The organism is Winogradskyella poriferorum (assembly GCF_036553625.1).
In the GTDB taxonomy this organism is placed as follows: domain Bacteria; phylum Bacteroidota; class Bacteroidia; order Flavobacteriales; family Flavobacteriaceae; genus Winogradskyella; species Winogradskyella poriferorum.
Map to the genome: position 1 here is coordinate 167565 of NZ_JAZHOU010000004.1, position 13546 is coordinate 181110.

10 protein-coding genes are annotated in these 13546 nt (G+C 33.8%); 8 read left to right on the forward strand and 2 right to left on the reverse strand.

The window, feature by feature from the left end:
• Window positions 1–21: 21 nt before the first annotated feature.
• Window positions 22–1020 carry a LacI family DNA-binding transcriptional regulator gene (locus tag V1468_RS12690; RefSeq protein ID WP_331810599.1) on the forward strand — a complete coding sequence of 333 codons (999 nt, stop codon included), beginning with the start codon at window positions 22–24 and terminating at the stop codon, window positions 1018–1020.
• Window positions 1021–1080: 60 nt separating this feature from the next.
• Here the strand turns inward: V1468_RS12690 and V1468_RS12695 are convergent, their stop codons facing one another.
• A complete protein-coding gene (locus V1468_RS12695; RefSeq protein WP_331810600.1) occupies window positions 1081–1449 on the reverse strand; it encodes a hypothetical protein in 369 nt (122 codons plus the stop codon).
• Between the two features lie 94 nt (window positions 1450–1543).
• Window positions 1544–2785 (reverse strand): 3-deoxy-D-manno-octulosonic acid transferase, encoded by a 1242-nt coding sequence (locus V1468_RS12700; protein WP_331810601.1) that lies wholly within the window; start codon window positions 2783–2785, stop codon window positions 1544–1546.
• A 127-nt stretch (window positions 2786–2912) separates the two neighbouring features.
• On the opposite strand from V1468_RS12700, the gene V1468_RS12705 reads away from it, so the two are divergent.
• The 7 genes from V1468_RS12705 (at window position 2913) to V1468_RS12735 (ending at window position 13532) form a co-directional block, all read left to right on the forward strand.
• A complete protein-coding gene (locus tag V1468_RS12705; RefSeq protein WP_331810602.1) occupies window positions 2913–4070 on the forward strand; it encodes a DegT/DnrJ/EryC1/StrS family aminotransferase in 1158 nt (385 codons plus the stop codon).
• 3 nt (window positions 4071–4073) lie between these two features.
• Complete coding sequence (gene galE, locus V1468_RS12710) at window positions 4074–5093, forward strand: UDP-glucose 4-epimerase GalE (protein WP_331810603.1); 1020 nt, start codon at window positions 4074–4076, stop codon at window positions 5091–5093.
• Between the two features lie 11 nt (window positions 5094–5104).
• Window positions 5105–6382 (forward strand): metal-dependent hydrolase family protein, encoded by a 1278-nt coding sequence (locus tag V1468_RS12715; RefSeq protein ID WP_331810604.1) that lies wholly within the window; start codon window positions 5105–5107, stop codon window positions 6380–6382.
• 189 nt (window positions 6383–6571) lie between these two features.
• On the forward strand, window positions 6572–6763 hold the full coding sequence (locus V1468_RS12720; protein WP_331810605.1) for a hypothetical protein: 192 nt from the start codon (window positions 6572–6574) through the stop codon (window positions 6761–6763).
• A 169-nt stretch (window positions 6764–6932) separates the two neighbouring features.
• The gene (locus V1468_RS12725) at window positions 6933–8468 is read left to right on the forward strand and encodes a helix-turn-helix domain-containing protein (protein ID WP_331810606.1); all 1536 of its coding nucleotides are present in this window, start codon (window positions 6933–6935) and stop codon (window positions 8466–8468) included.
• Window positions 8469–8901: 433 nt separating this feature from the next.
• Window positions 8902–12069, forward strand: coding sequence for a SusC/RagA family TonB-linked outer membrane protein (locus V1468_RS12730; RefSeq protein WP_331810607.1), 3168 nt, complete (start codon window positions 8902–8904; stop codon window positions 12067–12069).
• An 8-nt stretch (window positions 12070–12077) separates the two neighbouring features.
• The gene (locus V1468_RS12735) at window positions 12078–13532 is read left to right on the forward strand and encodes a RagB/SusD family nutrient uptake outer membrane protein (protein ID WP_331810608.1); all 1455 of its coding nucleotides are present in this window, start codon (window positions 12078–12080) and stop codon (window positions 13530–13532) included.
• Window positions 13533–13546 lie beyond the last annotated feature (14 nt).

Sequence of the window (13546 nt, forward strand, 5' to 3'; positions counted from 1 at the left end):
TATTTAACTAAAAAATAATCAATGACTACATTAAAAGAATTAGCAAAACTCTTAAATATTTCGGTATCAACAGTATCAAAAGCACTGAATGATAGTCATGAAATTAGCGAAGTAACCAAAAGAAGGGTTAATGAACTAGCAGACAAACTTAATTATAAACCCAACCGTATAGCTCAACAATTAAAGAGTAATAGAACAAAAACCATTGGAGTCATATTGCCAACTGTTACAAATCCATTTTTTGCTGAGGTTTTACATGGTATAGAAACAAGTGCTACAAAACACAAGTATGATATTATTGTTTGTCTATCTGATGAATCCTTAACTAAGGAGCGACGTAGTATAGAATTATTATCTAATGGAAGTGTAGATGGATTTATCATCGCAGTAGCTAGAGAAAGTCAGGTAGAAGAAGAAACAGCACATATTAATTCAGCTATTAATAATAAAATACCTGTTTTAATGTTTGATAGGGTTGTTAATGAAATTTTATGTGATAAGGTAGTAGTGGATGATTTTCAATCTGTATATGAAGCTACCGAATACCTAATAGAAAAAGAAAAGAGAAAGCACATATTATTAGTAAGTAATATAGAGGAACTTAGTGTAGGTAAATTAAGAATTAAAGGTTATCAAAAAGCTATTGAAGATTCAGATTTAAAACCAAATATTTTAAAATTGAGTAAGGTAGACGATGTTGAAAAACACATACATGATTACCTTAAAAATAACCCAGAAACGGATGCTATAGTTTCAATAGATCACGTAACAGGAATCATCGCTATTAATATGGCAAAGAAGATTGGGAAGAATATACCAAAAGATTTATCTGTAATAGGGTTTGGGTACGAGCACACTCAGCTTTTGTCTAGTCCAAAGATCTCAATAGTACATCAAAAGGCTTATGAAATAGGTGAGATGTCTATTAAATTACTAATTGATAATTTGATGTCAGAAGAGCATGAGATAAAAACTATTGTAGTACCAAGTAAGCTTAAGTTAGCTGAATCTACAAAATAAAGCAATAAAAAAAGCCTGATTAAATTCAGGCTTTTTTTAGTGTTTGTAGAACTCTTTTTTTTAGTGTCCCTTCATTTTGTCAGCGGCTTCTTGTCCTGCTTCTTTTACGTTATCAGCAGCATCGTTAGCGGCATCTTTAACGTCATTTGCCATTTTTTCAGCACCTTCTTTTACGTTATCAACTGCATCATTAGCAGCATCCATAGCATTGTCCATTGCTTCACCTGCTTCGTCGGCAGCATCTTCAGCAGCATCTTTAACGTCATCTGCAGCGTCTTCAGCGGCATCTTTTGCGTCATCCATTGCTTCACCTGCTTTGTCAGCAGCATTTTCAACAGCGTCTTCAGCTTTCTCTTTAGTCTCTCTACAAGAATTTAATGATAAGCCTAAAAATGCAACTAAGGCTAAACTTAATACAACTTTTTTCATTTTTATAGTTTTAGTGTTAATTGTTGTTAATGCACTAATTTAACAATTTAAATGAAATTTTAACAAAATTTCAACATTTATTAATAGTGCGGCTCTATGTTATACGGATGTAATCTAATATTTGGATGACAGCACCTTTGTTTTTTTCGATATAATTTTTGTTGATTAGGCCTTGCTTCTTTCTTTGAGAATCGTCTGTAATTAGAGTGTTTACTATTGAGCTAAATTCTGTCTGTTGCGATACAGAAGTTACTCCACCTAGCTTTATGAGAGCATCGGCTTCAGGAAATTTGCTATGATTTTTTCCAATAATAATTGGTACTCCAAATACTGCTGGTTCTAAAATATTGTGTAATCCGGTTGTGCCAGCTGCACCTCCTACATATACAATGTTAGCATAACTATAAACCCTACTCAGATAGCCAATGGTATCTAGAATAAAAACATCATAATCAGATAGGTCTTTGTCATTAGATAATTCGGAATAACAAATACAACTAACTTTTATTTGAGATTTTAAAGACTCTACATAACTAGATTTTATATTGTGTGGCGCAATGATAACTTTTAGATTCTTAAAATCTAATTGATTAAGGTATTCCATATAGAGCTTATCGTCATCTGGCCAAGTGCTACCAAAAACAATACATAAGTTATCTTGCTTAAATTTTTCAATAAAATCTATAGAGTTATCAACTTTCAATTGATTGTTCACACGGTCAAACCTTGTATCTCCAGAGACAGAAACGTTTTTATAGTTAATACCTTCTAAAAGTGTTTTTGAACTTTCGTTTTGGGTAAAAATATGTTTAAAAGCAAATAGAGCAGAAGTCATAAAATTACCATACCATTTAAAGAAAGCCTGGTTTTCTCTAAATACAGCAGAAATAAGTATGGCTTTATGGTTTCTCTTTTTTAGTTCTAATAAAAAGTTTGGCCAAATTTCATACTTCACGAAAATGGTGTAATCAGGATTTACGATCTCTAAAAACCTTTTTGCATTAGCCTTAGTATCCAATGGCATATAAACCACAACATCTGCAACTTTAGAGTTTTTTCTAACCTCATATCCAGACGGTGAGAAAAAGGAAAGCACCACTTTATAGTTAGGATATTTTTCTTTTAAAGCTTGAAAAACAGGAAGGCCTTGCTCGTACTCTCCAAGTGATGCAGCATGAAACCATAACGTTTTGTCGCCAGGTTTAATGTGTGTTTTGAGTAACTTAAACGTATTGCGTCTACCTTCAACACCTAGTTTTAATTTGTGGTTAAAAAGTGCTAAAAGTTTTAGAACAAAACTTGCAATGTGAATTCCGATAGTGTAAAGTAGATTCAATACTAAAAGTTTGTGCTAAAATACACTTCTTTGATTAAAAAGACATTGGCTTAGCGCTCACAATTTTGTATTTTCGCTCTATGCATTCTTAAAGTGCAATTCAAAATTTATTATAATCCTTCACGGAATGAGAAAAATACAAATGGTTGACCTTCAGAGTCAATATGCAAAAATAAAAGACGTTGTAGACCCTTCAATTCAAGAAATTTTAGAAAGTGCAGCATTTATAAATGGACCAAAGGTTCATCAATTTCAAAAAAACTTAGAAAACTATCTTGGTGTAAAACATGTTATACCATGTGCCAATGGTACAGATGCATTACAGATTGCCATGATGGGTTTAGGTCTTAAACCTGGAGATGAAGTAATTACAGCAGATTTTACATTTGCAGCAACAGTTGAGGTTATTGCCTTGTTGCAGTTAACACCTGTTTTGGTTGATGTAGATCCTGTCACTTTTAATATTGATGTAGATGCAATAGAGAAAGCAATTACACCAAAAACAAAAGCTATTGTGCCTGTACATTTGTTTGGTTTAGCTGCTGATATGGATGCTATTATGGCTTTGGCAGAAAAGCATAACCTTTACGTAATTGAAGATAATGCACAAGGTATTGGAGCGAGTTATACACATAAAGATGGTTCAAAAACTAAAACAGGTGCTATTGGTCATGTTGCATCAACGTCATTCTTTCCGTCCAAAAATTTAGGTTGCTATGGAGATGGAGGTGCTATTTTTACCAATGATGACGATTTAGCGCACACTATAAGAGGTATTGTAAACCATGGTATGTACAAGCGTTATCATCATGATGTGGTTGGTGTAAATTCTAGATTAGATTCTATACAAGCAGCAGTTTTAGATGCAAAATTACCACATTTAGATAGCTATAATGAAGCAAGACGAAATGCAGCTAGAAAATACACTGAAGCATTTAAAGATCACCCTAAAATTACTACACCATCAGGTAGAACAACCTGTGATGGTATTTGTGATACTTGCGATTGTCATGTGTTCCACCAATACACGCTAAATCTAAAGGATGTAGATAGAGATGCTTTAGTTGCACATTTACAAGAGCATAATATACCTTGTGGAGTGTATTATCCAATTCCGCTTCACTTACAGAAAGCTTACAAGGATGAGCGTTACAAGGAAGAAGACTTTAAGGTAACAAATCAGTTGGTTAAATCAGTAATTTCATTACCAATGCATACGGAATTGGATGACGAGCAAATTGAGTTTATCACAGCAACTGTTCTTAATTTTATAAACCAAAACTAAAGGATGAAAGTATTAGTAACAGGTGGTTTAGGTTTTATAGGCTCTCATACAGTTGTTGAGCTTCAAAATAAAGGCTTTGAGGTTGTAATTATAGATAATTTAAGCAATTCTTCTATTGAAGTTTTAGATGGTATTACTGCCATAACAGGTGTAAAACCGCATTTTGAGAAACTAGATCTTAAAGAAAAGGTTGATGTTGTTCAATTTTTTGAAAAGTATAATGATATTGTTGGTGTTATTCATTTCGCAGCAAGTAAAGCAGTAGGAGAAAGTGTAAAAGAGCCTTTAATGTATTATGAAAATAATATTGGGACACTTGTTTATATGCTACAAGAAGTTTCAAAATTAGATAAGCAAAACTTTATCTTCAGTTCGTCTTGTACCGTTTATGGTCAGGCAGATGAGTTACCTATAACAGAAAATGCGCCAATAAAACCTGCAGAATCTCCTTATGGAAACACCAAGCAAATTGGTGAAGAAATAATTAGAGATACCTGTAAAGTTAACGATAATCTTAGTTGTATAGCGCTAAGATATTTCAATCCAATCGGTGCGCATCCATCTGCAGAGATTGGAGAATTGCCAATTGGTGTGCCTCAAAATTTAGTTCCATATATCACACAAACAGGTATTGGAATGCGCGAGCAATTATCAGTTTTTGGTGGCGATTATGAAACACCAGATGGTACATGTATTAGAGATTACATTCATGTAGTAGATTTAGCAAAAGCGCATGTTATAGCATTAGAGCGTTTGCTGGAAGAAAAAAATCTATCAAATTACGAAGTTTTTAATCTAGGAACCGGAAAAGGAAGTTCAGTTTTAGAAGCAATTGAGTCTTTTGATAGGGTTTCAGGTAAAAGCTTAAAATATCAAATTGTTGGCAGAAGAGAAGGAGACATTACAGCGGCTTATGCAGACACAACAAAGGCTAATGATGTTTTAGGCTGGAAAACAGAACTTACTTTAGATGATGCTATGGCTTCAGCCTGGAAGTGGGAACAGAAAATTAGAAATACGTAAAATCAATAACTATGAAAACGCTACTCAGTATTTTAGCATTTGTATTTGCAACTGTTTTATCAGCACAAAGCACTTATCTGCATTGTGGAAAATTAATTGATACTGAGTCCGGTAAAGTACTTACAGAGCAAACAATTATAGTTTCAGGCAATAAAATAGTTTCGGTTAATAAGGGTTATCAAAATCCAGAAAATACCGAAGACATCGTCATAGATTTAAAATCTAAAACCGTAATACCAGGCCTTATAGATATGCATGTGCATATTGAAAGTGAAACCAACCCTAAATCATATCTTGAAGGTTACACATTAAATGACGCAGATATTGCTTTTAATTCTGTACATTATGCAGAAGTTACTCTAATGAATGGTTTCACAACCGTTAGAGATTTAGGAGGCTCAGGAGTTAATGTGTCTCTTAGAAATGCTATAAATGCAGGAAAAATAAAAGGCCCAAGAATCTTTACGGCAGAAAAAGCGCTGGCTACAACTGGTGGACATGCAGATCCTACAAATGGCTCTAATAGAGAATTAATGGGTAATCCTGGTCCTAAAGAAGGAGTAGTCAATGGTGTTGATGATGCCAAAAAAGCAGTAAGACAGCGTTATAAAAACGGTGCTGATCTTATTAAAATAACAGCAACAGGAGGTGTGCTTAGTGTTGCAAAAAGTGGTCAGAATCCACAATTTACAGTTGAAGAAATAAAAGCCATCTGTGAAACAGCTAAAGATTATGGATTTCATGTTGCGGCACATGCTCATGGTGATGAAGGTATGCAAAGAGCCATTTTAGGAGGTGTAAAAACTATTGAGCATGGCACTTTAATGAGTGATGAAACTATGGAGCTTATGAAAAAGCATGATGTTTACTTAGTTCCTACCATTACGGCTGGTAAATTTGTGTCTGATAAAGCTAAAATCAAAGGTTATTATCCTGAAGTTGTTGTACCCAAAGCACTAAACATTGGTCCAAAAATTCAAGATATGTTTGGCCGAGCATATAAAGCTGGTGTTGGTATTGCTTTTGGAACTGATGCAGCAGTTTTTTACCATGGAGAAAATGGAAAAGAATTTGGTTATATGGTTGAAGCTGGAATGCCAGCAATCGAAACCATTCAGAGCGCTACAATTACCAATGCAATGATTCTTAATATGGAAGATAAACTAGGTCAAATAAAAGAAGGTTTTATTGCAGATATCATTGCTGTAAATGACGACCCTACAAAGAATATTTCTACAATGGAAAATGTTGTTTTTGTGATGAAAGAGGGTGTTATTTATAAAAATTAAGTGTTCTTCGTGCTTTTTTGATTATAAATCTATCAAAGAGGAGGAAATTATATTACGAATTTTTTAATGATTTTAGTATCTGATTTTCAATATGATAATCTAAAATAAGCTTAACTAGGATTTAACATATATTTCTTGGGATTGCTTGTTAGTCTTTGTTGCTTTGTACGGAATGATAAATGGATTATAATGAAATTGATAAGCGTAAAAAGAGAAACAAAGCAAGAAGGTCGATTCTCTAAAAAGATGGGTGTACTATCTACAAAAGTTACCTACATTAAGAAACAATTCTTAAGTATTCCTTATAAAACCCTTCATAAATACCGCGAAACTTACTACGGAGAGGTTAAAGATTGTGAAGATTGTCAATTGGCAAGATAATCAGTGTTTTAGCTGCTTTTTAATTCAATTTTTCTATTCTTTAAAAGGTAAACCTTTATCGGTTTTTACACTTTTTTTACCCATTTAAGAAATTTTTAAGAACTTATTACGACTGATAACTATAACTTTAAAACTAACTGTAAAGTTATAATCAACTAAATTCTTAAAAATGGTATCTAAAAGGCACATATTTTTATTGCTTGCCTTGTTCTTGTTTTTTTATAAGAGCTATGCCATTTCCTGTGACAATTCGGATTCTAAAATTAATATAGAAACACTATCTGAAAAAGGGTTAGATAGTATATTAAAAGTTCAGAAAATAAAAGATTCGGTTGAGCGTGCCGATTTAATAAAAATTAACGAAACACTTCTATCTAATCATACTAGTGACTCGATTTCAGTTACTAAAACATTAGCAATTCTTTATTCGGAAAATAAAAATTCAGATAAAGCATCCGAGCATATAAAAAAATACATTAAGGATACTCAAGATTTGTCTATTCTTAATGACCATGTGTTTTCTGATATCAAGGGAACACAAGCTTACAGCAAGTTAACCAAGGAATATAAACCTCATTTTAATTTCTTATCACTAATACATGCTTTAACAGGTGTAATAGGCGTTTTTATTGTTATAATTCTTTTTGCTAAACGAAACTTAGATAAAATTTCAGTGTTGTTAATTGGTTCCTTTATCTTGTTTCATTCTTTTTTCATGTTGCACATTAGCTTGTTTATGTCTAATTACAATTTAATGTTTCCACATTCATTTTATGTATCTACACCATTTTCTTTTTTATATGGGCCATTACTTTATTTTTATTTTAAAAGGGTAGTTGAAAATTATAAAATATCTATGAAAGATGCTGTACATTTAATACCAACCGTATTGTTGGTATTATGGCTTATGCCTTATTACGGTCTAAGTGCTACAGAAAAATTCAACTTGTTAATAGATAATACAGAGTCTGTTCACCTTGGTAGAAAGGTTTTGGTTGTTATAAAGTCTTTATCGTTATGTCTTTATGCTATTGCTATTTATCTTGTATATAGAAACAAAAGGAAAAATATAAAAGATAGTAATTCTGAAATAAAAAGTAGAGCGTTATGGGAACGAAGCATTATGATTATTTTTATTTGTTATGCTTTTGCGTATTTGCTTCATGGTGCCGTTGTAGTTAGATTGGTAGATTATTTGCCTTTTGATTATCTGAAATCCGTTTTTATGATTGCTATGATTATTTACATGGCATTAATGTCTGGGTTGAGGCCAGAAATTATTATGAATGCTAATGGAAATGCTTTTGGAATAAGCAGTTTGCCAATAAAGTATGAAAAATCTAATCTTACGGAAAGCTTTTCCAACGAGTTAAAAGATAAATTGGTTGATTTGTTAACCCATCAAAAAGTTTATAAAAATAATAGTATAAGTTTAGAGGCACTTTCTGAAATGCTCGGAACGACTCGGCATAATACCTCTCAGGTTATTAATGAGCATTTTGATATGAGCTTCTATGACCTAATAAATCAATATAGAATTTTGGAGGCGGTTGATATTTTTGATGAGGATCAAAAACGAAATCTCAACATTATAGAGGTAGCTTATGAGGTTGGTTATAATAATAAAGTAACTTTTAATAAAGCCTTTAAAAAGCACATGAATCAAACGCCATCTACCTACATTAGATCACTTCGATTGGCTTAATCTTTTTTTCTAGGGTTTGGTTCATCAAATACATTCCTTTTTTTCTCAGTTCTTATCTAGTGACTCAAAACTTTATTATCAAAGTGAAAGTAGTCCGTAGCTGAAATGCTGGTGCATGGTTAATTTTTGTCTCAGTAAAAAGTGAATCTTATACTAACCTTCTCAAGTCCTTTTTTTAAAAGGTAAATAGGAGGTAATTATCTGTCGGTATAGGTAAAGTCTTATAATTCTTACCCCAAGTTTGCTGTCTTGTTGGTTGTTTTACTTGCGCAATTGCAAAGGGAGGCAGTGGAAGCCTTACTTTTTATGAAATAACCATGTTAACTTTAATTTCATCAATCAAAGTAATTATTTTGAATTAGTCTTTAAAATTACTTCGCTGCCGACCTTTCTTATTGCAACAAACTGAGTGTATAATCTAAAATGAAATTTTATGAAAGTAAAAAATTATGCTTTGGTTCTGTTGTATTTATTTTTTGGATCTCAAATGGTTTTAGCCCAAGAAAAAACAATCACCGGAACCGTCACAACCGAATCAGATGGAATGCCTTTGCCAGGTGCAAATGTGATTGTAAAAAACACCTCTAGAGGAGTGCAATCAGATTTCGATGGTAAATTTTCTATCCGAGCAACAGAAGGAGATATCTTAGTTGTTTCTTATGTTGGAATGGAATCTGCTGAGGTCGTAATCGGCAATGCCAATGTTTATGATGTTGCCTTAAAGGATGGAAGTGCCCTAGATGAAGTCGTTGTAGTAGCTTACGGAACACAGAAAAGAGAGGCCATTGTGGGTTCTGTTGCTGTGGTAAAATCTGAAGTTATCGAAAATCAACAGGTTACGTCGCCACTTAGAGCATTACAAGGAACAGTAGCAGGTATTAACCTTATTACAGCAGGTGGTCAGCCTGGTAACAATCCAAACTTTGTTATTAGAGGTTTTGGAAGTTTTAATGGAGCTAACAGTCCTCTTATTGTTATTGACGGAGCACCATTTACCGGTAATTTAAATACCATAAGTCAAGACCAGATAGAGTCTATTTCAGTATTAAAAGATGCCTCATCAGCATCACTTTACGGATCTAGAGCAGCAAATGGTGTTGTTTTAATTACAACAAAAAGAGGTAAGCGAAACACTAAAACAAGTGTAAGGATAAGAACACAATATGGTGTTTCTAATCCAGCTGTTGGTATACATGATGTTGTCGATTCTGAGGACTACTTAAAATTAATGTGGCAAGCTCTTAGAAATGATAATTTATATAACCAAGGGCAATTACCTGCCGAAGCAGCAAGCAATGCCACAAATGCTCTAATACCAACATTAGGTTACAATCCTTACAGTGTTTCTAACCCTATAGATACAGATGGTAATTTAGTGCAAGGTGCTAATTTATTGTGGGAGACCGATTGGCAAGATGCAGTATTAAGAGAAAATGTACCAAGAGTTAATCATAATATTAATGTTTCGGGAGGTACAGAAAATACCAATTACTTTTTTTCTGTAGATTATTTAAGTGAAGATGGGCCAGTAATTAAGTCCGATTTCGAAAGAATTGCTACAAGAGTAGGATTGGACAGTCAGGTTAATGATTGGCTAAAACTTGGTATTACAGGTGGTTATTCTAGATCGTATTCTAATAATCCAGATCAAACTTCTGGTAGTACCACACAAGCTATATCATGGATTTATAATGTAAATGGTATTTATCCAATCTATGTAAGAGATGTAGATGGTAATATTATTTTAGATGATAATGGAAACAAAATATACGACCTTGGTAATGGTAACGGAAGACCAATAGGTCAGCCAGTAAACTTCAATAGACCAACTAATCAAGGAGAGAATATACTAGCATCTATATTGTTAGGAACAGAACAACGTATTAGAACTAATTACTTAGGATCTGCTTATGCAGAAGTAAGCTTTCTTAAAAACTTTACGTTTCGATCTACTTTAAATTATGAAAACTTTGCTTTTGATAGTCATAGTTTTGATGATGATGAGATTGGTGCAGCATCCGCTGTTGGAGGTAGAGTTAGCAAAGCGAGAAATGTCACTACAGGTCTAAATGCTATCCAAGCGCTAAATTATAAGACTACGATAGCAGATGCTCATAATATTTCTGTAGATGCAATTTATGAAGCAAACACAACAACGTCAGATACGTTTAGTGCGTCTGCGACTGGTTTCTTGCCTGGTCAGGAGGAGTTAGGTAATGGTACAATTGCTGAAACGTTTGGTGGCTTTAGAACAGAAAGACGAATTGTTAGTATGTTGGGTCGCGTGGCTTACAATTATGATAATAGATATTTCATAGAAGGTTCAGTAAGACAAGATAAATCTTCACAGTTCAATACAGATTATAATACAGGAGAGTTTTTCTCAGTAGGTGCATCATGGAATGTTACAAATGAAGCTTTTATGGAAAATGTGGATTGGTTGAACAATCTTAAATTAAGAGCATCTTATGGTGAATTAGGGAATATTAATATTCCAGGAGGATTTTTTCCAACAAGCTTTTTGTTTGGTGGAGCCAATTTTGGTGGTGTTGTAATTTCTCCGGTTGAGGGTCAGCCAGCTAATTTACCAGCAGGAACGTTGCCAGATCCAGCACTACAATGGGAAACATCTACCAACCTTAATTTAGGCATGGACTTTACCATTTTTGATGGCGCACTAACAGGTACTGTTGAATATTTCAAAAGACGTAGTGAGGATTTAATTCAGGATATAACAGCAACACCTTCACCAGGAGTACCTGTAGTTAGAGCTAATGCTGGGATTATAGAAAATTCTGGCTGGGAAGTAACGTTAAACAGTGATATCTTTAATAAGAAAGATTTTAGTTGGAGTGTGGGTGGTAATTTTTCAGTATTGAAGAATGAAATCATTCAGATCTCTCCATTTACAGATCGTCAAGTTCAGGGAACAAAGCTTTGGGCACCAGGAAATTCATTATTCGAATTTTATATGAGAGAATGGGCTGGTGTAAATCCAGCAACTGGTGATGCGCTTTGGTATCAAGATGTTTTAGATACAGACGGAAATGTTACTGGCAGAACAGTTACCAATGATTATGACCAAGCTACACGTTATGAAACAGGTAAGGAATCTTTACCAGATTTTCAAGGAGGTTTTAATACAAGTGTAAGATATAAGCAGTTTGATCTTAGTGCATTGTTTAACTTTAGTTTAGGTGCTTACTTATTAGATACAGATTACTCTGGTCTAGTGAATAATTTTGATGCTATTGGAGCATCAGCGCATCCAGACAACTTTAATGCATGGTCACAACCAGGTGATATTACGGATTTTCCTAGGTTGACTACATCAAATAATAACTTCAATTCTCAATCAACAAGATGGTTGTTCAAGAATGATTATTTACGTCTTAAAAGTATTACTGTAGGTTACAATTTACCTGAAGATGCTTTAGAAGACATAGGATTAACCTCAGTAAGGGTTTACTTCCAAGGAGATAATTTATTAACGTGGCAATCTCATGGAGGTATTGATCCAGAACAAGCCTTTAATGGATTAACAGCAAACAGATCTCCATTACAAAGAACATTTACGTTTGGGACATTAATTCAATTTTAAAAAATAATATGATGAAAAATAAAAATATAAAACTTAGAGTATTACTGCCATTGGTGGTTATGATCTTGGCAAGCACAATGCTGTCTTGTGAAAAAGATTATATAGAAGAACCTTCGGACACAACAGGTGTTACTGATGAGTTGATTTTCTCATCTAGAGAAAATGCCCAGACTTTTGTTAATGGTATTCTTTCAAACTATAAAGGACAGTATGGCAACGTAGATGCAGGTGGTTTATATGCTATGTATTTTGCCAGAGCTGTTAAAGGGAATGATATCATTCAAGATTTTAATTGGTATACTTTCGATTACGGACATGAAAATAGAGAGCCTAATTTTAGAAGAACGAATTTTACTTGGGATTTTAATTATGAGAATATCAACTTTGCAAATACATTGATTTTTGGAGTTAATAATAGTGATGCTTTAAGTGAAGAAGAAAAGCGAGAATTTGTTGCCAAAGGAAAATTTTTTAGAGGCTTTCACTTATTTGAGCTTGCCTTAGAGTTTGCTCCAAACTACAATAATGACAGAAGTTTAGAGAGAATTCCGATCTACACAACACCAACATCTTTAGAAACCGTAGGAGGTAATCCTCCAGAACCGATGAGTGAGGTTTATGGTCAGATTATACAAGATTTAGAAGATGCTGTAGCCGATTTGCCAGATAATAGATTGGGTAAAAGCTTTATCAACAAAGCAGTAGCTCAAGCTGTTTTGGTAAGAGTATATTCTGTTACTCAAGATGACTGGCAAAGAGTTTCAGATTTAGCAAGAAGCGCTTATGGTGGTAACGCAAATCAGGCAGTACAATCTACAAATTGGGGAGCAGGATTTGGCGATATGCAAGACCAAGAGTGGCTTTGGGCCATGTTTCAAAATGGCTCTGATGAAACCAATTTTTTCTGGGGACATGCAGCTCCTATGTTCGATCATTTAACACTTAGTTACAATGCGTCGTATATAGATCCAGATTTTGCTGCTGAGTTTACTGCTACAGATGTTAGAAATACCTTTATAGATATTTACGGCGTCTCAGATACAACGCCTTGGCGAGAATTTGTGTCTACAAAGTACGCTTTTACGTTTGCCTCAGATATACCACTTATAAGAAAGTCTGAAATGGTTCTTTTTGATGCCGAAGCACAGTATCATTTAGGTAATATTCCAGAGGCTAGAAATCTATTGTTTGCATTGCAATCTGCCAGAGATCCTAATGCTACAATAACTACAAATTCTGGTCAGGCACTATTAAATGAGATTTTGTTAGAACGAAAGAAAGAGTTTTATGGAGAGTTTGGTCCGCAATGGTTTGATGCGAAGCGTTACAACTTGCCAATGACACGAAACGACATTCATAGAATATCTATAGACGTGCCTGCAGATAGTAATCTATTTTTCTTAAAAATTCCTGAGGACGAAATAGATTTAAATGACAATTATGCTGGCTTCAATAATATTTAATTAAAACCTATTAC